The organism is Hydrogenophaga sp. (assembly GCF_018780075.1).
GTDB lineage: Bacteria > Pseudomonadota > Gammaproteobacteria > Burkholderiales > Burkholderiaceae_C > Hydrogenophaga.
Map to the genome: position 1 here is coordinate 18,285 of NZ_JADMKB010000056.1, position 22,399 is coordinate 40,683.

Below are 22,399 nucleotides of genomic sequence, written 5' to 3' on the forward strand. Positions count from 1 at the left end.
AGCGAAACCGCCCTCCAGCAAATCCGGCAGCCGGCGAGCAATGCCCCCACCCGGGAACACCGCGGAACCGGCTTCGCCGGGCCGCTGGTGTTGCCCCCCTGGGGGGGTGACGTCGCAGGCGGCGCGGGGGGGAGCCTCAATCCCCATCGGCATCCGAGAAGCCCAGCGGCACGTCCAGCGCCGCCGCCACCTCGTTCTGGTACAGCACCGTCACGGCCTTCATGCGCTGGGTCAGGGCCAGCAGTTCACGCGCGCTGGCCTGGGGCTTGAGCGCGTCCATGCCCGCGTTCACCGCGTCCAATGCCTGCGCCCAGCGCTGGGCCAGGGCCAGCTGTCCCTTGCCCATCAGCAGCGCCTCGATGGGCACCAGCGACTCCCCGGGCTGGGGCGGCTGGGCCAGCTGCGCGGGTGTCAGGCGCGCCTGTGCGCGCAGGCTCTGCCACTGGGCGCGCCAGTCGGCCAGGTTGGTCTCGCGCGTGTGCCGGGGGAAGTCGACCTCGCCGCGCCGACCGGCGGTGCGGTGGCTTTGCAGCGGCTTCTCGATGTGCGCCCAGCGCAGTCGCTCCAGGCCACCCAGCCACTGGTTGATCCACTCGGCGAAGGCGGTGCCGGTGTCTTCAGGCGATTCGCTCCAGTCCTTGCGGGCGAGCGCGTCGAGCGCGGTCTGCAGCTCACGCGCCTCGACGGCGATGGCCTGCGCTGCCAGGGTGGCAAAGCGGCACTGGGCGGGCGTCAACGCGGCGTCCTGCGCCAGCAGTTGCTCCAGCGCCGGGAAGCCCTTGGCGGGCGTGCCCACGCGGTCCATGTCGGCCAGGGTCTGCGGTGCGCGGGCCAGCGCTTGTTGCAGCAGCTTTGGCCGGGTGGGCCAGAAATCGATCTGCCGTTGCGAACGGCGCGCCACCAGCGGCCCCACCGCCGGGCTGGAGAGCGCCTGCCAGCGCAGCAGCGCCTGTTGCCAGGCCGTGCGCAGCTCGGCCAGCGAAGCCTGGCCGCTGCAATGCCGCTCGCTGGTGGCGGCGAGTCCCTCGGCGTCGGTCACGAAGGCCTGCGCCAGCGGCGGCAGGTGGTGCGTGTAGACGCCCTGCAGCGCCTGCTCGCCGGTGTAGTAAGGCATGGCCAGCACCGGTGTCTGCATCGTCTGCGGTGCGGCGGCCGGCGCGCGGGGGCTCTGGGCGTGTGCGGACACTGTGGCCAGCAGCAGGCCGGTCGCGAGGGCGATGGCCAGGGGGGTGGGCTTCATCAGAGCGACTCCACGAACTTGACCAGCGCGTCGCGGTCGCGCTTCGAGAACTTGAGCACCTGCTCCTTGGCGCCCTGCGCTTCGCCGCCGTGCCAGAGCACGGCCTCGAGCACGCCGTTGGCGCGGCCGTCGTGCAGCAGGCGCTGGTGGCCATTCACGTCCTTGAACAGGCCCACGCCCCAGAGCGGCGGCGTCTTCCACTGGTTGCCGCTGGCGCGGAAATCGGGCCGTCCGTCGGCCAGCTGCGGGCCCATGTCGTGCAGCAGCAGGTCGGTGTAGGGCCAGATGCGCAGGCCGCTCACCCTGGGGCTGGTCAGGCGCGGGAAGGGCGTGTCGGCCGTCACGTAGCTCGGGCGGTGGCAGGTGGCGCACTGCGCCTGCGCAAACAGCGCCTGACCGCGCAGCACCTGCGGATCGTCGGGTTGGCGCCGGGCGGCCGGCGCCAGGGTCGAGGTGTAGAAGACCACGTGGCCGAGTGTCTCGTCGTCGATCTCGGGCACCTGCGCGGTGGCCTGCGAAGAGGGCATCAGCCCGTCGCGGCCGCTGCGCTTGCCGCCGCCGTGCGGCGCGGCCCGGCAGTCGGTCTGCGCGGGTGTGCAGGCCTCGCGCCAGTTGACGCTGCTGGTGATGCCCATGTCGCCGTTGAAGGCGCCCGCGCTCTGGTGCGCGATGCTGCCGGTGTTGGCCTTCCAGCCGAAGCGGCCTATGACTTCTTTCTGCGCGAAGGCGTCCCACACGCGGTTGGGCTGGCCCTTGATAGCTCCGGGTGCGGCGGCCTGGTCGCTGGCGTTGCGAAGGATTTCACTTTCAGGGATCGCCTCGATCAGGCCCAGCCCTGCCATGTGCGGCGCGATGCGCGGGCTCACCATCACGTCCTTGGCCATGGGGCCGTAGCCGAGGTCGGTGAACGTGTAGACCGGCTGGCGCAGCGTGTAGCGCGTGCCGTCGGCAAAGCGCCCGCGAACCGGCGTGCTGCGGATGCGCACCGTGCCTTCGGGCTTCACGCCCTGGATGCCGGCGTTGTTGAACTGGTCGCCGTAGGTCGGCTCGGGCACCACGCCGTCGTGCGGCGCGGGCGTGCCGGGCACCGAGAGGCGAAACAGCAGGGCCACGGTGTTGTCGGGTTCGGGGCCGAGCGTCTTGTTCCAGTCCGGCGGCGCACCGCGCCCGTCCATCACGTGGCAACCCGCGCAGGAGCGTGCGATGAAGTGCGGGCCCAGGCCGTCGCGCGCGGTGGTCGAGGCGGGTGCCTCGACCCAGTTGCGCTTGAAGAAGGAGTTGCCGATGGCAAAGCGCGTGCGCTCGGCGTCGTCGAGGTTGGCCAGCGGGAAGGAAAACGCGTTCTTGCCGGTGGCGTAGACCGTGGCATTGCCCGCGGTCTTCTCACCCAGCGGATCGGGGTCGATGTCGGCGCTGACGCGCCCGTGCAGGGCGAACGCCGCCGCGCCGATGGCGACGGCCCCCATGGCTAGCGTGAACCGCGTGGCTTTGGGAAAGGGTGACATGGTGGAAAACAGGTTGAAACAAACACGCAGCAGCGGAGGGGGAACTGACCAGAGCGCGGTGGAACCGGCTTCGCCGGGCCACTCGCGCTGCCCCCTTGAGGGGGTGACGCGCCCTTGGGCGCGGCGCGGGGGTGGGCCTATCTCAAGGCTCAACGAGAGTGAGCCGTGCAATGCCCACCGCCGAGGCCGATTCGACCAGCAGCTTGGACTGCGCCACCAGGCTGGCGACCGTCTTCTCGATGGCCGGGCGGCCGGCCGAGCCCTTGGCGATGGCGCGGTCGAACGGGGCCGGAATGGCCTCGGCACCCGCGACCGACGCGGCCAGCTGGGCGGTGGTCTTCTCGGCCAGGGCCGGGTTCTTGGCGGCCACCAGGTCGCGCACGCCGGGACCTTGCAGGGTGCTGCCGTCCAGGCGCTTGAACTGGCCCAGCCACACGTTCTGGATGCCCTTGGCGTTGTTCACCACGTCGCGGTGCGTGTTGTCGGAGAAGCACGAGTGTTCGTCTTCCTGGTCCTGCGAGTTCAGCGCCACTTCCATGCGCTCACCCGAGAGTTCGCCGCGCGAGAGCGAGCCCAGGCCGACGATGATCTTGCGCACCGACTCCTTGCCGCCCTTTTCGAATTTCGCGCGGTAGTTCTTCGCGTTCGGTTCCCAGGCCTTGACCATGGCGGCCAGGTCCTCGACCAGCAGCTCGGTGGCCACGGTCAGGTACTGGGCGCGGCGCTCGGCGTTTTCGCCCTTGCCTTTGACGTAGTCCTCGAACGAGCGGTTGCCCGGGCCGGTCTCGCTCAGGTCCTGGCCCCACAGCAGGAACTCGACCGCGTGCCAGCCGGCGCTGATGTTCTCTTCACCGCCGCGCTCGTTGGCCTTGATCAGCGCCGCTTTGGTGATCTTGAACTTCGTGTTGTTCACGATGCCGGCCTTGGCTTTGCCCTGCACATAGTCCACATAGGCCTCGTCCAGCGGCCAGGCGTTGATCTGGCCCTCAGGGCCCTTGTCGTCGTCGATCGGGCCGCCGTAGAAACGGAAGGCCTCGGTCTGGCCGTAGAACTCGCGCGCGCCCAGCCAGGCCTTGCGGGCTTTCTCCAGGCCTTCGGCCGACGGCGCGGCCACGAAGGCGGCGATGGCGGCCTGCATGTCCTTGGCGCTTGCCAGGGTGTCGGCGTAGGTGGCGTGCACCAGGGCGGCGTATTGAAGGGCCACGGCCTTGTGGTCCACGGCGCTGGCGGCCACCGCGGCGGCGGGTGTGGCGGTCTGGGCGTGGGCCGACAGGGTGGTCAGCGCGGTGCTGGCGGTCAGGGCGGCGATCGCCAGGGTCAGGGCTCGCAGTTGCATGGTAATTCCTCGTTGAAAGTAAATGAGAACGATTCTAGTTTATGAAATGTCGAATCTGTTGATGTGGATCAACGGTGGGACGTGATGCCTTGCGCGTCGGTACGGTGGCGGCCCGTGCCGCCGGCGCCGTCAACCACCCGAAGGTGCCGTGGCCGGGGCCAGGCACCAGGGTCGCAGCCAGTGCGCCCGCCGGCTCAGCACCATGGCGACCGCCACGGCGCTGCCGGCCTGCAGCATGATCCACACCAGCGCGGCCATGGACGGCCGGTCGGCCATCAGGCAGGCCAGCAGCGACAGCGGCAGGGCCGTCGCGCCCAGCCGGCGCAACCAGCCCCGTGCGCGCGCGGCGTCTTCGGCGTGCTGGTGCATCACCTGGCCCCAGTGCACCTCCATGGCCAGGGCAAGCCAGGCCATGCCGCTGAAGCTCAGCGCGGCGGCGGCGATCAGCCAGAGCGCCTCAGACATGGGCCACCTCGCCCGGCGTTTCGTGGGCCGCGGCGTCCGCTTGCACGGTGGTTTGCGCCCGCTGGGCCAGCTGGCGGGCCGCCCACAGGGCAATGCCCGCGCTGGCCAGCAGGCTCAGGTCCACGCCCGCCACGGCCCAGTAGGTCTCGGTGAACACGGTCTTGATCAGGTGGTCGCCGGTGGTCGCCCAGTTCAGGCCCACGGCCGCCACGGCCAGCGCCGCGATGGCCCAGCACTGTTCGCGCCAGGCCGGGTTCATGCGGCCCTGCGCCACCGGCGCGCTGCGCACGAAGGCGTGCGCCATGGCCAGCACCCAGAACCCCCAGAAGGCCCATTTTTCCCAGTCGCCCTTGCCGCTCAGGTCGGCCGGCAGCAGCCGGTTGACCACCAGCATGCCGATGGCGGCGATGAGCATGCCCGTCATGGTGGTCACGGCCAGCGCATCGACCACGCGGCTGCCCTGCGTGCCGGCCCTGGCGTGCTGCTTCTTGCGCTTCTCGACGAAGAAGACGAAACCGGTGGCGATGCACACGGCGCCCAGCAGCCCGCCCAGCACGTAGAGCCAGCGCAGGAACCAGTGTTCGAAGTGCTGCAGGTGCAGGCCGGTGAGGAACTCGTTGACGTTGGCCACGGGGGTGCGCGGCGGGTCTTCATGCAGCAGCTCGCCGGTGCTGGCCTTGAAGTGGATGCCCTCGCCCACCAGGGCCACGCGGTCGCTGCCCGCGCGGTACAGGCTCACGTAGCCGTTGGCGTCGCCCACGTGGTGCACCATGAGAAAACCGACCTCGCCGGCCATGTCGCGCGCGGCCCAGCGGCGTTTGGCCTCCCGCACCATGGCGTCCACCGACGCGATGGGCGCGGGCACGCCGGCGGCTTTGTGGGGCAGGCCGGTTTCCTGCGCCTCCATCACCTCGTGCTGGTCGTGCAGGCCCTTGAGCTGGAACTGCGAGACCGGCAGGAAGTAGGCCGACGCGAAGATCACCAGCGCGGTGAAGGCGAAGAAGAAGTGGAACGGCAGCGCCACCACACCGGTGAGGTTGTGCAGGTCGAGCGCGCTGCGCTGGGTGTGTTTCTTCGGCCGGAAGGTGAAGAACTCGCGGAAGACCTTGCGGTGCATCACCACGCCCGAGACCAGCGCGGCCAGCATCACCAGCGCGGCCAGGCCGACGATGAAGATGCCCAGGTTCTTCCACTGCCAGTTCAGGCTGTAGTGCATGGGGTAGAACCACTCGCTGCCGATCTTGAGCTGGTCGGCGCGCACGAAGGCGCCGCTGCGCGGGTCGATGGTGGCATTGCCGTGGATGTGGTTGTGGCCGTCCGGGTCTTTGGCCTGCGGCACGCCGAAGCCCACGCCCATGCTCAGCACCGGGTCGCGGTGCGTGGTGTAGGCCCAGTACTCGTCGGCCGGCAGTGCGAGGCGCGGCGTCATCGGCCCCAGGGCCGTGTCGTGCAGCAGCGGCATGTTGGCGGCGTAGTCGGCCGCGTCGGGTTCGATCTGTTTCAGGGCCGGCAGCAGCACCCGGTCGAACGACGGCATGGGCTGCGGGTCGAAGCGCGTCTGCGGGATCGCCCAGCGGTCGAACTCGCGGTCGAACACCGAGAGCGAGCCGAAGAAGAACACCACGATGAGCACGAAGCCGATCACCAGGCCGAACCAGGTGTGCAGCCAGGTCATGGACTGGCGGAAGTTGTGGAACATGGTGTGTCCTTTCAGTTTTTCATGGCGTCGGAGCGCCACATGCAACGCGCGCAACGGTCCAGCCCGGGGCACCACCGGTCCGCCTTTGCCGGACGGCCAATGCCGCCCCTTGGGGGGTGGCGCGAAGCGCTGCGGGGGGCTTCATGTCAGGCGAGGATGGCGCGCTGGATCGCCCAGGCCGCGGTGAACTGCAACGCCGCGCCCCCGGCCAGCACCACCCACACGCGGGCGATGCTGGCGGCCGCGAACGACCAGAGGAACAGGCCGAGGAACAGCAGGAAGGCGAGCATGAGCACGCCCATCTCGGCGTCGTGGTACTCGACCCCGAGGCCCACGAGCGCGGCGACGCCCGCCGCCGCGAAACCCCAGGTGAAGGCGTAGGCGCCGAAGACGCCGGCCAGCACGCGGGCCGTGACCTGGGGCCAGCGAAGGGAGGTGCTTTTCATGGGCGGGCTCCTGGGGGTTTACAGCTTGTATTCCAGCGTCAGCGCGGCGTTGCGCGGTGCGCCGTAGATGGCGCCATAGGCCAGACCGCCGAGGTACTTCTTGTCGAACAGGTTGTTGACGTTCAGGCGCAGGGTGGCCTTGTCGCTCAGTTCGTACGAGGTGAACGCGTTGGCCACGACATAGGCACCCTGTTTCGCGCCGCCGCTCTTCTCCACGTCGGACTGCCAGCGGCCCGCCACGCCCAGCTTCAGCTTGGGCATGGCAGCGAGCCTGGTGTCGTAGCGCAGGTTGACCGTGGTGCGTGGCACCCACTCGAAGATGTCCTGGCCGTCGGGCCCGGTCAGTTCCAGCTGGGTCAGTCCGAGCGTGAGCCTGGCGTCCTGGCCGATGCGACCCGCCACTTCCACCTCAAAGCCTCTGGACTTCACGTCTTGCGGCGCGTAGTAGTACTGGCCCGAGGCGGTCATGCCCACATAGGTGGAGATGCCCTTCTGCTGCGCCCCGAAGATGGCGAAGGTGGTCAGCAGCCTGTTGTCGAGCCACTCGGCTTTGACGCCGATTTCGTGGTTGACGCCCTTCATCGGGTCCAGGTAGGTGCCGGTCACGTCCACCTGGTCCTGGTACTGGAAGATTTCCGAGTACGACGCGTAACCGAGCAGGTGGGGCGCGAAGTCGTAGGTGAAGCCGAGGTAGGGGCTGGTCTTGTCGATGGTCGGGTAGTCGGTGGACGAGACGATGGCGCCGTACTGGGAGTTGCCTTCGCGGTCGAGCTTGACGACGTTCACGCCGGCGATGGCTTTGAGCGAGTCGGTCAGTGCCAGGCGCGTGGAGCCGTAGAAGCGGGTCAGCTTCTGCTCGCTGCCGGTGGCGGGTGCGCGGGCACCCCAGGCCGGCTCAGCGTAGACGTTGCCGCCGTAGGGGAAGGCGGGCAGCGCTTGCAACATGCTGGCGTCGGGCACGCTGTAGGTGTCGGTGTCGTGGGCCTGCGTGGAGTGGCTGACGCCGGCGATCAGGCTGTGTTCACGGCCGAAAGCGCTGAACTCGCCACTGACATTGGCGTCCAGCAGGTCGTTGTCGTTGGTCGTGACGCTGCGGTAGGGCCAGCCCACCAGGCCGGTGTTGTCGGTGTTGAGCGCACCGCTGAACGAGTAGGCGTACAGCAGGCGGGTCTGCTCTTCACCCCGGCGCTTGTTGTAGGTGAGCTTGGCTTCCCATGCGGCACCCAGGCTGTGGGTGTATTCGACAAACGCGCTGGTGGATTCGGTGTTCCAGTAGGTCCAGTCTTGCGAGGTGGACGACGACACATCGAATTCCGCCTGGCTGCCGTCCACGCGGTTGAGCGTCAGCGAACCCCACATCGGCGACTTCTGCTTGTTTTTCAGATGGGTCAGGCCGACGGTCAGCATGCCGTGGTCGCCGATCTGACCATCGATCACGCCGTAGAGGCTGGTGCGTTGGTCGGCGAGCGCGCGCAGGTACGAGTCTTTGTCTTCCTGCACCACGACCACCCGGCCTGCCCATTTCCCGTCCTGCGTCAGCACCTTGTTGTGGTCGAGCGCTCCGCGCTTGAGACCGTGGGAGCCGGTGCTGAGCTGGAGCTGGCCGCCGTCCTTGTTGGTGGGCCGCTTGCGCACGTAGTTGACGGTGCCCGAGGCGTTGCCGACGCCGGTGAGCAGGCCGTTGGCACCCCGGATCAGCTCGATCTTGTCGAAGAGAAAGGTGTCCTGCTGCCCCGTGACCACGCCCCAGTCGTTGGTCATGCCCAGGCCGTCGATTTGCGTGGACTGGATCTCGAAGCCCCGGGCGTTCAGCGCGACCCGGTTGGTTTCGTACACCTCAACGTTGATACCGGTGCCCATCTTCAGGGCGTCGTTGCTGCCGGTGGTGCCGAAGTCGTTCATGTCCTCCTGCTCGATCGTGCTGATGGACTGCGGCGTGTCCTTGACCTCCATGGGGAGGTTGGTGGCTCCCTTGGACACGCGATGGGCACGCTTGGTCTTGATGACGACGGTGGCCAGCTCGGGCGCCTCGGTGTTGGCGTTGGCCGGCGCTGCGGTCTCGGCGGGCGCCGACTGGGCCTGGGCCGGGAGGGCGTGGAAGAGGCCGCTGGCGAGCAGCGCGGCGGCGAAGGCGACGGGGTGGTGGCGAACGGGGTGGGTCATGGGGGTTGTCCGGTGGAGACCGGGCGTGAACGCGGGTGGGGCCAGCGCTGCCAGGGCGACGTTCGGGCTGTGGGTGTGCGGGGGCATGGTCCAGAGGCAGCAACGTGTCTTCGCAGCGAAGGAAGGGGTTGGCTGGCTCTGGACGGGGGATGGCGTGCGGCGCGCCACGGTTGGGCGGGCGCGCGCAAGCCCTGTCGGTGGCTGGCTGTAACGTAATGATAACAATTCTCAATGAGATTGAGAACCTTTCCTGGATTCGCTGATCCGCCGCGGCCGGATGCCCTGAAAGACATGGTCCGGACGCTTTCTGAGGGGTATGCGTTGACCTTGATCAAGCCAGGCGGGCGTCTGGCCGCGAAAACCCGCTTGCACTACAAACGAGAATGGTTATCATTTAAATACTGGCAATCGGCCAGTGTTTCACTTGCAGGGAGCGTCCTCATGCCACAGCCATGCGTCGATACCGGTCTGGGTGGGCCGTTTGTGCCGCTCGCGGCCTTGCCCGGGTGGACCCGGGCCATGCACCAGGCGACCCGGGCGCAGTGCCTGGGCCAGGTGTCGCGCGCGACGGGCTGGTACCGCGAGGCGCTGGGGCTGGCGTTCGATCGGGTGGACACCGGGTGCGCCGACAACGAAGACGCGTGCCTGTGCGCGCTGGTGAGCAGCACGCTGTGCCTCTCGGGCCTGCAGGCGGACCAGGGCCAGCTGGCCCTGGCGGCGGCCACGCTCGCCGACGCCCACACCGCGCTGGTCCGTCTGATGCTCGGTCCACCGGGCGCCAGCGCCTGGCGCAAGGCCGCCGTCCGGTACAGCCACGACACCCACGCGGCGCTGGTGCAGCACTGGGCCGCGCACGGCCCCGACCCGGTGATCGAGGGCGCGCTGCGCGCGGGCTGTCTGGTGATGAACGCCACGGCGCGTGCCGTTCACTGAGGCCGGCCATGTGTGTGCACAAGAAGCCCTTTGAAGCCCCTGCGGACGCGGGCGCGCTCGTGAGCCGCTATGCCCTGCGAGACGGTGGCCCGTCGCCCGCCCCCGCCGGTGCCGCCGCGCCCGCGCGACAGGGCTCCGCGCGCCGCAAGCTCTGGGAGCTCGGCGGCCACGCGCCCTGCCCGGTCACCGGCGTCTGCCTGCGCCTGCCCGAGTTGCAGAAGCTGGCGCGCAAGGCGGGCCTGGACGTGGCGGGGCTCAGCGAATACGAAACCCACATCGCGGTGGTGAGCGAGTGCCGCCGGCGCACCCCGCTGGCCGAGCTGGTGCAGCGCGAGCTCGACGACCGCCATGGGCTGTTCGTGCTGAAGTCGCTGAAGCTGAAAACCACCGAAGCCCTGGCGCAGTGGTGGGACCAGAGTTGCATGGGCATGGACTGGGCGGGCGTGTTCTGGGCGGTGCTGACGCACGCGCGCTGCACCCCCGAGCTGGAATTTGCCGTGCTGGGGCAGGTGCACATGCTGCAGCACCAGGTGGGCATGGCCGCGCGGGTGGACCTGAGCCGCCTGCACGCGCTGGTGCAGGACAACCAGACACTGGGTGACGAACTGGCGCTGGCCCAGCAGCGCCTGCAGGCCGCCGCGCTGGAGCTCGCGCAGCTCAAGGCGCAGCACGACGCGGAGCGGGTGCGCCTGCGGGGCGAACTGATCCGGGCGCACACCGCCCAGGCACAGACCCAGGCGCAGTGCGAAGCCCTGCAGCGGCAGACGCCCGACCTGCCGCTGCGCCAGCGCCTGGCCGACGACAACCGGCAACTGATCGAACACAACCAGCAACTGCGCCGCGCCCTGAGCCGCATGAACGATGCCAGCCCCGCCACGCCGGAGTGGTCGGCGCCCACGGCCGCGACACCGGCGCTGGCCAGCGGCGCACCACCGCCGGTGCCGTCAGACGCGGGCTGGGTCATCCACGACCGCTCGGTGCTGTGCGTGGGCGGGCGCACCCGCGTGATCCCGGTCTACCGCGAGCTGATCGAAGACAAGGGCGCGCGCTTCCTGCACCACGACGGCGGCGAGGAAGACAAGGCCGGGCAGCTCGGGCCGATGCTGCAATCGGCCGACCTGGTGATCTGCCAGGTGGGCTGCATCAGCCACAACGCCTACTGGCGCGTGAAGGAACACTGCAAGCGCCATGGCAAGCCCTGCCTGTTCGTGGAGACGCCCAGCCGCTCGGCGATGGAGCGGGTCTTGAGCGGCTGCGCCGCGGCGCCCGACGTCACGCCACCGGCGTGATCTGCACCAGCGGCTGCAGGCGCCGGATGTCGTCCCGGTTGCTGAGCCCGGTGCCGGCCGAGAGCAGCGCGGCGGAGCCGGCGGCGATGCCCCAGGTGAAGGCCTGTTCCAGCGGCAGGCCCTGCTGCAGCCCCCAGACCAGGCCGCCCACGAAGCTGTCGCCCGCGCCCACCGCGCTGGCCACCGGGATGTCCAGCGGCGGCGCGCTCCACATCGCCTCGCGCGTGACCAGCAGCGCCCCCAGGTGGCCCAGCGTGAGCGCCACCACCTCGGCCTGGCCGTCCAGCACCAGCTGGCGCGCGGCGGCCTGCCATTGCGCGGGCGTGTCCAGCGGACGGCCCGCCAGTTCGGTCAGTTCCTTGAGGTTGGGTTTGAACAGGTAGACGCCTTCGGCCAGGGCGGCGGTGAGCGCCGGGCCGGAGGTGTCGAGCACCATGCGCGCACCCTTGGCGCGGCACAGGCGGGCGAGCCGCGCGTAGAAGTCGGTGGGCACGCCCGGCGGCAGGCTGCCGCTGGCGACCAGCAGCTCGGGGAAACCGGGCAGCCGCGCCAGGTGGTCCAGGCAGGCCTGCCATTCGCGGTCCGTCAGGTGCGGGCCGGGCATGACGAAACGGTATTCGGCGCCGGTGCTGTGCTCGTGCACGGTGAAGCTCACGCGCGTCTCGTCGGCGATGGGCAGGAACACGCCGCTCAGGCCCTCGTCGCGCATGCGCCGCTCCAGCCACTGGCCCGAGGAGCCGCCGGTGGGACAGAGCGCCGTGCACTGGCCGCCCAGGCGGGTGAGCACGCGCGCCACGTTGATGCCGCCACCGCCCGCGTCGTGCAGCGTGTCGCCGCAGCGCAGCTTGTGCGTGGGCACGACGCGCTCGGTCTCGGTCGCGAGATCGACCGCCGGGTTCATGGTGAGGCAGAGCACGCGAAGGGGCTGGACGGGGCTGTTCATCCCGCCATTCTGACCGCAGGGACCGCGCGTCAGCGCTGGTGCTTGAACCGCTTGGCGGCGAAGGCCTCGCTCACCCGCAGGCCGCGCGTGCCGGGCACGAGGGTGAACGGCTGGCCGGCCTCGATGGCCCCGGGCCGAACCACCGCGAGGTAGAAGCCCGAGCACAGCTGCGCCATCATCAGCCGGCCCGCCGCCGGCAGCTCCATGACGGCGTTGAACTTGTAGCAGGGCTCGCGCGGTGCGGTGACGCGCAGCGCGCAGCCGGGAAAGCGCAGCTCGTCGCCGATCCACACCTCGTGTTCCAGCAGGCCCTGGATGCTCAAGTTCTCGCCCATGAAGCCGGGCGGCAGGGGGTCGTCGAACAGGGTCACGCCCGCTTCGCGCCGTTGGCCCTGCCAGAACGGCAGGTGCTCGACCGGGTAGGCGTAGACCGCCTTGTCCAGCCCGCCGTGCACCGTGGGGTCGGCCTGCTCGTCGCCGTGCAGGCCGAGTGGCCCGACCGCCACCGGGCCGTTCACCGGCGCTTTGCCGATGGCCGAGAGAAAGCTGCGTGGGCCCACGCGCAGGGGCTGCGCGCGGCCGGTGTTGACGCTCAGGACCCGCAAGGCTTCAGCCGCGCATCAGCGCTTCGATCTCGTCGGCGTTCACCGGCACGCCGCGGCTGATGAGTTCGCAGCCGGTCTCGGTGACGACGGCGTCGTCTTCGATGCGGATGCCGATGTTCCAGAACGCTTCGGGCACGCCCTCGCCCGGGCGCACGTACAGGCCGGGCTCGATGGTGAGCACCATGCCCGGGCGCAGGATGCGGCTCGGGCGGTCCTTGATGGTTTCGCCGCTCAGCGGGTCCTTGCGTTCGTTCACCGTGCCCACCTCGCTCGGCTCCACGTAGCTGCCGCAGTCGTGCACGTCCATGCCCAGCCAGTGGCCGGTGCGGTGCATGTAGAACGGGAAGTAGCTGCGGTGGGCGATCACGTCCTGTGCGCTGCCGACCTTGTTCTTGTCGAGCAGGCCGACGTCGAGCAGGCCCTGCGCGAGCACGGCCACCGTGGCCTCGTGCGGGTCGGTGAAGCGCGCCCCCGCTTTGGTGGCGGCCACGGCCGCGTCCTGCGAGGCGAGCACCAGGTCGTAGAGCGTGCGCTGCGGGCCGGTGAACGTGCCGTTGGCGGGGAAGGTGCGGGTGATGTCACTCGCATAGCCGTCGAGTTCACAACCGGCGTCGATCAGCACCAGCTCGCCGCTGCGGATGGGTGCGGCGTCGGCACGGTAGTGCAGCACGCAGGCGTTGGCCCCGGCCGCGACGATGCTGCCGTAGGCCGGGTACTGCGAGCCCTGCTGGCGGAATTCGTGCAGCAGTTCGGCGTCCAGGTGGTACTCGCGCACGTCCTGCCCGGCGCGTAGCATGGCCGCGCAGCGCTGCATGGCGCGGATGTGGGCGCGCGCGCTGATCTGCGCGGCGCGGCGCATGGTGTCCTGCTCGTGGGCGTCCTTGATCAGGCGCATCTCGTCCAGCGGGCCGCACAGGTCGCGCTGCTGCTCGGGGCAGAGCGCGCCATAGCGCACGCGGGCGCGCACCGGCTGCAGCCAGCCGTTGATGCGGCTGTCCAGCCCCTGGTGCGTGGCAAACGGGTACCAGACCACGCTGCGGTTTTCCAGCAGCTTGGGCAGACGCTGGTCCAGTTCGGTCACCGACAGCGCGGCCTGCACACCCAGCACCTCGGGCGCCGCGGCCGGCCCGAGTCGGATGCCGTCCCAGACCTCGCGCTCGGCGTCCTTCGGGTTGCAGAACAGCGTGCTCTCGCCCTCGGCGGTGACCACCAGCCAGGCGTTGGGCTCGGTGAAACCGGTCAGGTAATAGAAGTAGCTGTCGTGCCGGAACAGGAAGTCGCTGTCGCGGTTGCGCTGCTGCTCGGGCGCGGTCGGCACGATGGCGATGCCGCCGGGGCCAAGCAGCGCGGCCAGGCGGGCGCGGCGTTGGGCGTAGAGGGTGTGGGTGGTGTGTGCGTCCATGGGACCATTCTCCGTGTTTTGCAACGACCCCGCAGCACCACTGTCCGGGGCACAGTCCAACCCAGGATGCGGTGGAACCGGCTTCGCCGGGTCACTCGCATCGCCCTCCTTTGGGGGGATGACACCGCAGGCGGCGCGGGGGCTCCGCTTCTTCAGCCCAGTTCCTGCAGCCGCTCGGGCGTGCCCACATCGGTCCAGGGGCCGGTGTACAGCTCCGCGCTCACGCGCCCCGCGTCCATCGCCGCGCGCAACAGCGGCGCCAGCGGCGCGGCCGTGCCCTGCGGGTTGCCGGGGATGGTTTCGCACCAGGGCGGCTCGAACAGGGCGCGGTGGTAGAGACCGATGGTGCTGTAAGTGAACTTCACCGGGGCCTCGTTCAGCGCCAGCCCGTCCTCGCTCAGGCCGAAGTCGCCCTCGGGGTTGTGCGAGGGGTTGGGCACCAGCCAGAGGTGGGCCAGCTGGCCGCTGGCAACAAAGCGGTCCACGCTGGCCTGGGTGAACTCAAACGCAGGCGCGTACACGTCGCCGGCCAGCACCCAGAACACCTCGCCCAGCAGCGGCAGGGCGCGCGAGATGCCGCCTGCGGTCTCCAGCGCGTAGCCGAAGTCCTGCCCCTCGTGAGAGAACGTCAATGTGGCGCCTTCGGGCCGATGCGGCCAGGTGGTGAAGTGCGCCTCGATCTGTTCGCCCAGCCAGGCGGTGTTGACCACCATGTGGTGAAAGCCCCCGCGCGCCAGGGCGTCCATCGACCACAGCATCAGCGGGCGGCCCTGAACCACCAGCAAGGGCTTGGGGGTGGTGTCGGTGAGCGGGCGCATGCGCATGCCCCGGCCGGCGGCCAGGATCATGGCGGGCGTGGGGGCACGGTGGGAGAGGCTCATGGTCGGTGCGTTCGGTAGGCTCTGTCGACAAGATTATGGGACCGTGGCCGCCCGCGGCGCAGCGGGCTGGGGCCCTGTGTTGCGCGGGGCCGATAAAATCAGGGGCTTCGCCTCCGCGACCCACCCCCCGCCCCCCACTCCACATCCTCCCCATGTCCGACGCCGTCAGCACCCCCACCGCACCTTCCGTCACGCCCCAGACCCAGGCCAACGCGATCCGCGCGCTCGCCATGGACGCGGTGCAGGCCGCCAACTCCGGCCACCCCGGCGCGCCCATGGGCATGGCCGACATGGCGGTCGCCCTGTGGGGCCGGCACCTGCGCCACAACCCGACGAACCCGCAGTGGGCCAACCGCGACCGCTTCGTGCTGTCCAACGGCCACGGCTCCATGCTGATCTACGCGCTGCTGCACCTCACGGGCTACAAGCTGCCGATCGGCGAACTCAAGAACTTCCGCCAGCTCGGCAGCAAGACCGCCGGCCACCCCGAAGTCGGCCACACGCCCGGCGTGGAAACCACCACCGGCCCGCTGGGCCAGGGCCTCACCAACGCGGTGGGCATGGCGCTGGCCGAGAAGCTGCTGGCCAGCGAATTCAACCGCGAAGGCCATGCCATCGTCGACCACCACACCTACGTGTTCCTGGGCGACGGCTGCCTGATGGAAGGCATCAGCCACGAGGCCGTGGCCCTGGCCGGCGCCTGGAAGCTCAACAAGCTGGTCGCCCTGTACGACGACAACGGCATCTCCATCGACGGCCAGGTCGCGCCCTGGTTCATCGACGACACCCCCAAGCGTTTTGAAGCCTGCGGCTGGAACGTGATCCGCGCCGTCGACGGCCACGACGCCGACGCCGTGAGCGCCGCCATCGCCGCCGCCAAGAACAGCGCCGACAAGCCCACCCTGATCTGCTGCAAGACCAGCATCGGCAAGGGCAGCCCGAACCGCGCCAACACCGCCAAGGCCCACGGCGAGCCGCTGGGCGCCGAAGAAATCAAGCTCACCCGCGAAGCCCTGGGCTGGAACCACGCCCCGTTCGTGATCCCGAAAGACGTGTACGCCGCCTGGGACGCCAAGGCCGCCGGCAAGGCCGCGGAAGCCGCCTGGAACGACCAGTTCGCCGCCTACAAGGCCGCCTTCCCCGCGCTGGCCAAAGAGTTCGTGCGTCGCATGAAAGGCGAGCTGCCCAAGCAGTTCCACCAGGTCGCCGTGGACGCGGTGCTCGCGGCCCACACCAAGGCCGAGACCGTGGCCAGCCGCAAGGCCAGCCAGATCGCGCTGGAAGCCTTCACCGCGGCCCTGCCCGAGCTGCTGGGCGGCAGTGCCGATCTGACGGGCTCCAACCTGACCAACACCAAGTCCACCCCCAACCTGCGTTTCGATCTGGCCGGCAATGTGGTCAAGAACGAACAAGGCCAGGGCGGCCGCCACATCAACTACGGCGTGCGCGAATTCGGCATGGCCGCGATCATGAACGGCGTCGCCCTGCACGGTGGTTTCATTCCCTATGGCGGCACCTTCCTCACCTTCAGCGACTACAGCCGCAACGCCATCCGCATGGCCGCGCTGATGAAGCAGCGCGTGATCCACGTGTTCACGCACGACTCCATCGGCCTGGGCGAAGACGGTCCGACCCACCAGTCGGTCGAACACGCCGCCAGCCTGCGCCTAATCCCCAACCTGGACGTCTGGCGTCCGGGCGACACGGCCGAAACCGCCGTGGCCTGGGCCGTGGCCCTGCAGAACAGCAACAAGCCGACCGCGCTGCTGCTGAGCCGCCAGAACCTGCCTTACGCGCCCAAGCACGAGCTCGGCGACATCAGCCGCGGCGCCTATGTGCTGGCCGAACCCAGCGAAGTGGGCCTGAAGAAAAAGGCCCAGGCGGTGATCATCGCCACCGGTTCCGAAGTGCAACTGGCGCTCAAGGCGCAGGACCTGCTGGCCCGCGCCTACAACATCGCGGTGCGCGTGGTCTCCATGCCCAGCACCACCACGTTTGATCGCCAGGACGCCGCCTACAAGGCCTCGGTGCTGCCGGCGGGCCTGCCGCGCATCGCGGTGGAAATGGGCTCCACCGACGGCTGGTGGAAATACGGCGTTGCCGCGGTCGTGGGTCTGGACACCTACGGCGAGTCGGCCCCGGCGCCGGTGCTGTTCGAGCACTTCGGTTTCACTGCCCAGAACGTGGCCGACACGGTGCGCACCGTGTTGACGAAGTGACCCACCCCCGCAGCGCTTCGCGCTACCCCCTCAAGGGGGCTGAGGGCAGCGGCTCCGAGCCTGCCTGCGCAGGCTTGGACGGCCCGAAGAAGCCTCGACTATGGCGAGGCTGCGGCCTGCAAGGCGCACTGGCCGTCCGGCAAAGCCGGCCCGGCGGTGCCCCTGGGGTGGCCACCTCTCGCGCTGAACTGTTTTCCCTGACTTGCAACTTTTCCAACTGAAGGAGTAGACGGACATGACCATCAAGATCGGTATCAACGGCTTTGGCCGCATCGGGCGCAACGTGTTGCGCAGTGCCATCCAGAACTTCTCGGACATCGAAGTCGTCGCCATCAACGACCTGCTCGAACCCGACTACCTGGCCTACATGCTCCAGTACGACAGCGTGCACGGCCGCTTCAAGGGCACGGTCAAGGTCGAGGGCGGCAACATCGTCGTCAACGGCAAGACCATCCGCCTGACGCAAGAGCGCGACCCCGCGAATCTGAAGTGGGCCGACGTCGGCGCCGACGTGGTGATCGAATCCACCGGCCTGTTCCTCGACAAGGTCACGGCCCAGAAACACCTGGACGCCGGCGCCAAGAAGGTCATCCTGTCTGCGCCCTCCAAAGACGACACGCCCATGTTCGTCTACGGCGTGAACCACAAGACCTACGCCGGCCAGGCCATCATCTCCAACGCCAGCTGCACCACCAACTGCCTGGCTCCCGTGGCCAAGGTGCTGAACGACAAGTGGGGCATCAAGCGCGGCCTGATGACGACCGTGCACGCCGCCACCGCCACGCAGAAGACCGTGGACGGCCCGTCGAACAAAGACTGGCGCGGTGGCCGTGGCATCCTGGAAAACATCATCCCCAGCAGCACCGGCGCCGCCAAGGCCGTGGGCGTGGTGATCCCCGAGCTGAACAAGAAGCTCACGGGCATGAGCTTCCGCGTGCCGACCTCCGACGTGTCGGTGGTCGACCTGACGGTGGAACTGAGCAAGGAAGCCAGCTACGCCGAGATCTGCGCCGAGATGAAGGCCCAGAGCGAAGGCGCGCTGAAGGGCGTGCTGGGTTACACCACCGACAAGGTCGTGGCCACCGACTTCCGTGGCGAGACCTGCACCAGCGTGTTCGACGCCGACGCCGGCATCGCGCTGGACAGCACCTTCGTCAAGGTGGTGGCCTGGTACGACAACGAGTGGGGCTACTCCAACAAGTGCCTGGAGATGGCGCGCGTCGTGGCGGGTTGATCAACCCATCCGCTCCACAAAGAAGCGCCTTCGGGCGCTTTTTTGTTGGGCAGTGCGTGTTCATCGGGGCCCGTGAACCCAGGTGACAGCCGGGTGCTTGACACTAGACCGACCGGTCTATAGATTCATCCCATGTCCGAAGTTTCCACCCCAGGCACCCGCGAACGCCTCATCGCCGCCATGACCGACGCGCTGCGCCGCCGTGGCCTGCATGGCGTCGGTCTGACCGAGTTGCTGCAGCAGGCCGGGGCGCCCAAGGGGGTGCTCTACCACCACTTCCCCGGCGGCAAGACCGAGCTCGCGATCGCGGCGATCGACACGGTGGTGGACCGCATGCTGCGCGGGCTCGACGCCCTGCTGGCCGCCACACCCGACCCGCTCGACGCCCTGCGCCGCTGGCTTGCCGGCGCCACCGCCCGGCTGCAGGACAGCGGTTTCGAGTCCGGCTGCCCGCTGGCCACGGTGGCGCTGGAGAGCACCGCCCAGGACGCCGCGCTGCGCGAAGCGCTGGCCCGGGCGTTCACCCGGGTGCGCGAGCGCATCGCTCAGGCGCTGGAGCTGGCGGGCGAGCCACGCGTCCAGGCGCAGGGCCTGGCCGCCCTCATCGTGGCCGCCTACGAAGGCGGCCTGCTGCAGGCCCGCGTGGCGCAGAGCAGCGAACCGATCCAGCAGGCCACGACGAGCCTGCTGGCCCTGCTGTCGGCGCGCCCGCCCGGCGCGGTCGCCCATCCTGAAGGAGTCTGATCCCATGCACCCCTCTGTCGATCCGGATACCCCGGCGGCACCCGTCGCCGGCGAACGCCTGAGCCTGGGCGCGGCCGATGGCTACCCGCTGGTGGCCCACCGTTTCAGAAGCGCCACGCCGCCGCGCGCGCACCTGGTGGTGGGCGGTGCCACCGGCGTGCCCCAGGGCTTCTACCGGCGCTTCGCCGAGCACGCGGCGCAACGCGGCTTCGACGTGCTCACCCTGGACTACCGAGGCATCGGCCAGTCGGCCCCGGCCACGCTCAAGGGTTTCCGCATGGACTACCTTGACTGGGGCCGGCTCGATCTGGCCGCCGGTGTCGAGGCCATGCGCCAGGACGGCATGCCGCTGTACCTGGTCGGCCACTCCTACGGCGGCCATGCGCTGGGGCTGCTGCCCGACCCCGGCGCGGTGGACGGCGCCTACACCTTCGCCACCGGCGCCGGCTGGCACGGCTGGATGCCGCCGCTGGAGCGCCTGCGCGTGCTCTTCATGTGGCGCGTGCTCGGGCCGGTGTGGACGCGCGCGGCCGGCTACCTGCCCTGGAGCCGGCTGGGCATGGGCGAGGACCTGCCGCTGGACGTGTACCGCCAGTGGCGCCGGTGGTGCAACTACCCGCGCTATTTCTTCGATGACCCGCGCATGCAGGCCGTCACCGAGCGTTTCGGCGACGTGCGCTTTCCCATCGTGGCGGTCAACGCGCTCGACGACGCCTGGGCGCCGCCGGCCTCGCGCGATGCCTTCATGGCCGGCTACCGCAACACCGCGGTGCGCGCCGTGAGCATCGACCCGCGCCGCGCCGGCCTGGGGGCCATCGGTCACATGGGCTACTTCCGCCCCCGAGCCCTTCCGTTGTGGAACGACGCCCTGGACTGGTTCGAGGCGCAGCGGCTCAGTTGCAGCGTTTGAGCGGCTTGCCTGCGAGCAGGGTGCCCAGCCCGGCCAAGGCGTTGCGCTGCGTGGGGGTGATGCGGGGCAGGCGCAGCGTGAAGCTGCTCGATTCGGCGCGTTCCTGCGCCACCCGGGCCGTGCGCACCCCGGTCCGGACGATGTCGGCCAGGGCCTTCTCGGCCGCGGCTTCGCTGGAGTAGGTACCCAGCGCCAAGCCGGGGCCCAGACCGGCCGTGGACAACTCGCGGAAGGAGACCTTCAGCCCACGCAGCTCGGTCTTCTTGCGTTCCACCTGCTCCTGGTTGTCGTAGCGGCCCATGTAGACGATCCAGCGCCCGCCACTGCGGGCTTCGCTGAACTGCCAGCTGCGGGGCAGGTCGAGCTGGCCCAGGGCGTTGCGCAGCGCTTCGGTCTGGGCCTCGGTGAAGCCGCCGGCCTGCCAGCAGGCCGTGGTCTCAGGCTCCCGGGGCACGGGGGCCTGCGCCTGGACCGGCACGGCCGGTGTTGGGGCTTCGGTGGTGGGCGTCGCGGCAGGTTCCGCTGGTGTGGCGGATGCCTCGGCGCCGGCGCCTGCCTCGTCCGGGCTGGACACTGCCGTCCGCGCCGGGTCCGGCGAGGGTGCCGCGCGCGGCCCGTTGAGCAGGCGCAGCATGTCTGGTTGAACCTGTCCCTGCAGGCGCTCGGGTTCACGCTGTTCCTGAGGCACCAGTCCCAGCGCCGCAAGATGGCCCTGCGCCCAGGCGAAATAGACCAGATTGGCGAACACCAGCAGAACCGCCACCGTTCTCAGCATGGCCGCACACTCACTTCGGCGCTGGTGACTTCGCGCAGGCCCTGCGGTGTCATCACCCTCAGGGCACCTTGAGGCGTCACGCCATGGGCCGTGCCCTCGACGCCGTCGGACAGGCGAACGGACCGGCCCTGGAGCGCATCGCGCGCGGCAAAGCGCTCGGCAAACGGCGCAAAACCCTCGCGCTCGAAACGCTGCACATCGCGCACCAGGGCCGGCGCGACCCGCGCCAGCACCTCGCCCGCCGTGATGCCCACCAGCACCTCGGCCAGACCCGCGGGCGCCACGGGCGGCAGCGCGGGCTGTGCGCCGGTCAGCGCGTTCACCGCCGCGGCCTCGGGTCGCGCGATGTTGATGCCGACGCCCACGACCACCGTGCGCTGGGCGCTCGAGCTGTCGCCGGTGCCCGCGGTCTCCACAAGAATCCCGCCGAGCTTGCGTTCGTGCAGCCACAGGTCGTTGGGCCATTTCAGGCGCACCTCGGGGTGCAGGCTTTCCGCCAGACTCACGCCCACGGCCAGCGAAAGCCCCGACCAGTCGGCCGGCGCCAGCGGCAGGGCCAGTGAAAACGTCAGCGACTGGCTGGCCTTGCTGTGCCAGCCCTTGCCCAGGCGCCCGCGCCCGGCGGTCTGCTCGTCGGCGGCCAGCAGCACCGGCTCCAGAAGCCCGGCACGCGCGCGGCGCATGAGCTCGCTGCTCGTGGAGTCGATGCTCGGCAACACCTCGATGGTGAAACCCGGCAGATCGGTCACCACCGATTGCCAGACAGACTCGACGTGGGCCAACAGATCAGACATGTGGTGAAGTGCCTTCAGCCCAGAACGCGGCGGAACTGGCTTTGCCAGGCCGCACGCGTTGCCCCCTGGGGGTAGCGCCAAAGGCGCTGCGGGGGGATGCCATGTCTAGCCGAGTTTCGAAGCGCGGCCTGCCCGCTTCGGCGCCAGCAGCGTGCCGCGGCACTTGGGCGCGCCGCACCAGCAGGGGTACTCGGCCTTGAGTTTGGGGGTGTAGGGCTCGTCGATCACCAGGCCGTAGTCGTAGAACAGCTCTTCGCCGGCGGTGATGTTGCGCTTGGCGCGGATGAACACGCGGCCCTCGTCCACCTCGGCCTCGCAGTTGGGCGCGCAGCTGTGGTTGATCCAGCGCGACGAGTTGCCACCGAACTTGGCGTCGATCACATGGCCTTCGTCGATGTGGAAATAGAAGGTGTGGTGCGGGTCGTTCGGGTCGTGCGGGTGGCGGCGCAGCGCCTCGTCCCAGCTGATGACCTCGCCCACATATTCAATCAGTGACTCGCCTTCGGCCAGGTCCACCACCGCGTACACGCCCTTGCCGTGCACGCCCGAGCGGCGCGTCTGGATGCGGCGGCTGCTGGCGACGGCATTCCGGGCCACGGAAGAAGGGCGCGGCTGCGTCTGGCGGGGGCTTTTGGCGAAACCTGCGGTTTTCTTCACGGCCGGAATTTTTGGTAAGGTTGTTTCATGCAGGTGCGCGCGTGTGTGTGCGTACCCATGTGTGTGCGCGCAAGCGCGCGTGAAAGCCGATTGTAGAGATGAAAACCCTGGTCATTGCCGAGAAGCCATCCGTGGCCCAAGACATCGTGCGAGCGCTCA

20 protein-coding genes are annotated in these 22,399 nt (G+C 69.5%); 6 read left to right on the forward strand and 14 right to left on the reverse strand.

Features of this window, described 5'->3' with window-relative positions:
* Positions 1-136: 136 nt before the first annotated feature.
* The 7 genes from IV088_RS12025 to IV088_RS12055 all read right to left on the reverse strand — a co-directional run bounded on the left by IV088_RS12025 (position 137) and on the right by IV088_RS12055 (position 8,854).
* Positions 137-1,240, reverse strand: a complete 1,104-nt coding sequence (locus IV088_RS12025) for an imelysin family protein (RefSeq protein ID WP_291102125.1) — start codon at positions 1,238-1,240, stop codon at positions 137-139.
* Positions 1,240-2,706, reverse strand: a complete 1,467-nt coding sequence (locus IV088_RS12030) for a di-heme oxidoredictase family protein (RefSeq protein ID WP_291102172.1) — start codon at positions 2,704-2,706, stop codon at positions 1,240-1,242. The genes IV088_RS12025 and IV088_RS12030 overlap by 1 nt, the downstream gene beginning before the upstream one ends.
* A 181-nt stretch (positions 2,707-2,887) precedes the next feature.
* On the reverse strand, positions 2,888-4,081 hold the full coding sequence (locus IV088_RS12035) for an imelysin family protein (protein WP_291102126.1): 1,194 nt from the start codon (positions 4,079-4,081) through the stop codon (positions 2,888-2,890).
* A gap of 129 nt (positions 4,082-4,210) precedes the next feature.
* A complete protein-coding gene (locus IV088_RS12040) occupies positions 4,211-4,546 on the reverse strand; it encodes a DUF3325 domain-containing protein (RefSeq protein WP_291102127.1) in 336 nt (111 codons plus the stop codon).
* Positions 4,539-6,245, reverse strand: coding sequence for a PepSY domain-containing protein (locus IV088_RS12045; RefSeq protein WP_291102128.1), 1,707 nt, complete (start codon positions 6,243-6,245; stop codon positions 4,539-4,541). Before IV088_RS12045 ends, IV088_RS12040 begins: the two co-directional genes overlap by 8 nt.
* 146 nt (positions 6,246-6,391) lie before the next feature.
* Positions 6,392-6,691 (reverse strand): iron uptake protein, encoded by a 300-nt coding sequence (locus IV088_RS12050; protein WP_291102129.1) that lies wholly within the window; start codon positions 6,689-6,691, stop codon positions 6,392-6,394.
* Between the two features lie 18 nt (positions 6,692-6,709).
* Positions 6,710-8,854, reverse strand: coding sequence for a TonB-dependent siderophore receptor (locus IV088_RS12055; RefSeq protein WP_291102130.1), 2,145 nt, complete (start codon positions 8,852-8,854; stop codon positions 6,710-6,712).
* A gap of 441 nt (positions 8,855-9,295) precedes the next feature.
* Here IV088_RS12055 and IV088_RS12060 point away from each other — a divergent pair, with 441 nt between their 5' ends.
* Positions 9,296-9,787 carry a hypothetical protein gene (locus IV088_RS12060; protein WP_291102132.1) on the forward strand — a complete coding sequence of 164 codons (492 nt, stop codon included), beginning with the start codon at positions 9,296-9,298 and terminating at the stop codon, positions 9,785-9,787.
* 8 nt (positions 9,788-9,795) lie between these two features.
* Positions 9,796-11,076 carry a DUF2325 domain-containing protein gene (locus IV088_RS12065; RefSeq protein ID WP_291102152.1) on the forward strand — a complete coding sequence of 427 codons (1,281 nt, stop codon included), beginning with the start codon at positions 9,796-9,798 and terminating at the stop codon, positions 11,074-11,076.
* Here the strand turns inward: IV088_RS12065 and IV088_RS12070 are convergent.
* The 4 genes from IV088_RS12070 to IV088_RS12085 form a co-directional block, all read right to left on the reverse strand.
* On the reverse strand, positions 11,060-12,019 hold the full coding sequence (locus tag IV088_RS12070) for a 1-phosphofructokinase family hexose kinase (protein ID WP_291102154.1): 960 nt from the start codon (positions 12,017-12,019) through the stop codon (positions 11,060-11,062). The two genes, IV088_RS12065 and IV088_RS12070, sit on opposite strands and share 17 nt — an antisense overlap.
* A 29-nt stretch (positions 12,020-12,048) precedes the next feature.
* On the reverse strand, positions 12,049-12,624 hold the full coding sequence (locus tag IV088_RS12075; RefSeq protein WP_291102156.1) for an MOSC domain-containing protein: 576 nt from the start codon (positions 12,622-12,624) through the stop codon (positions 12,049-12,051).
* 4 nt (positions 12,625-12,628) lie between these two features.
* Positions 12,629-14,026: an aminopeptidase P N-terminal domain-containing protein gene (locus tag IV088_RS12080; RefSeq protein WP_291102158.1), complete on the reverse strand. Its 1,398-nt coding sequence runs from the start codon at positions 14,024-14,026 to the stop codon at positions 12,629-12,631.
* A 152-nt stretch (positions 14,027-14,178) separates the two neighbouring features.
* A complete protein-coding gene (locus IV088_RS12085) occupies positions 14,179-14,874 on the reverse strand; it encodes a nucleotidyltransferase family protein (protein ID WP_291102174.1) in 696 nt (231 codons plus the stop codon).
* Between the two features lie 185 nt (positions 14,875-15,059).
* Between IV088_RS12085 and tkt the strand changes: the two genes are divergently transcribed.
* From tkt to IV088_RS12105, 4 genes are all read left to right on the forward strand, one after another.
* Positions 15,060-17,126, forward strand: coding sequence for a transketolase (gene tkt, locus IV088_RS12090; protein WP_291102160.1), 2,067 nt, complete (start codon positions 15,060-15,062; stop codon positions 17,124-17,126).
* A gap of 235 nt (positions 17,127-17,361) precedes the next feature.
* On the forward strand, positions 17,362-18,360 hold the full coding sequence (gene gap, locus IV088_RS12095; protein WP_291102162.1) for a type I glyceraldehyde-3-phosphate dehydrogenase: 999 nt from the start codon (positions 17,362-17,364) through the stop codon (positions 18,358-18,360).
* Between the two features lie 132 nt (positions 18,361-18,492).
* Positions 18,493-19,104 carry a TetR/AcrR family transcriptional regulator gene (locus IV088_RS12100; protein ID WP_291102164.1) on the forward strand — a complete coding sequence of 204 codons (612 nt, stop codon included), beginning with the start codon at positions 18,493-18,495 and terminating at the stop codon, positions 19,102-19,104.
* Between the two features lie 4 nt (positions 19,105-19,108).
* A complete protein-coding gene (locus tag IV088_RS12105) occupies positions 19,109-20,014 on the forward strand; it encodes an alpha/beta fold hydrolase (protein ID WP_291102166.1) in 906 nt (301 codons plus the stop codon).
* On the opposite strand, the gene IV088_RS12110 is transcribed toward IV088_RS12105, so the two are convergent.
* The 3 genes from IV088_RS12110 to IV088_RS12120 all read right to left on the reverse strand — a co-directional run bounded on the left by IV088_RS12110 (position 19,998) and on the right by IV088_RS12120 (position 22,180).
* On the reverse strand, positions 19,998-20,789 hold the full coding sequence (locus IV088_RS12110; protein WP_291102168.1) for an SPOR domain-containing protein: 792 nt from the start codon (positions 20,787-20,789) through the stop codon (positions 19,998-20,000). The two genes, IV088_RS12105 and IV088_RS12110, sit on opposite strands and share 17 nt — an antisense overlap.
* Positions 20,783-21,583 (reverse strand): biotin--[acetyl-CoA-carboxylase] ligase, encoded by an 801-nt coding sequence (locus IV088_RS12115; RefSeq protein ID WP_291102170.1) that lies wholly within the window; start codon positions 21,581-21,583, stop codon positions 20,783-20,785. The genes IV088_RS12110 and IV088_RS12115 overlap by 7 nt, the downstream gene beginning before the upstream one ends.
* A gap of 105 nt (positions 21,584-21,688) precedes the next feature.
* Positions 21,689-22,180 carry an SET domain-containing protein-lysine N-methyltransferase gene (locus IV088_RS12120; RefSeq protein ID WP_291102176.1) on the reverse strand — a complete coding sequence of 164 codons (492 nt, stop codon included), beginning with the start codon at positions 22,178-22,180 and terminating at the stop codon, positions 21,689-21,691.
* Positions 22,181-22,399 lie beyond the last annotated feature (219 nt).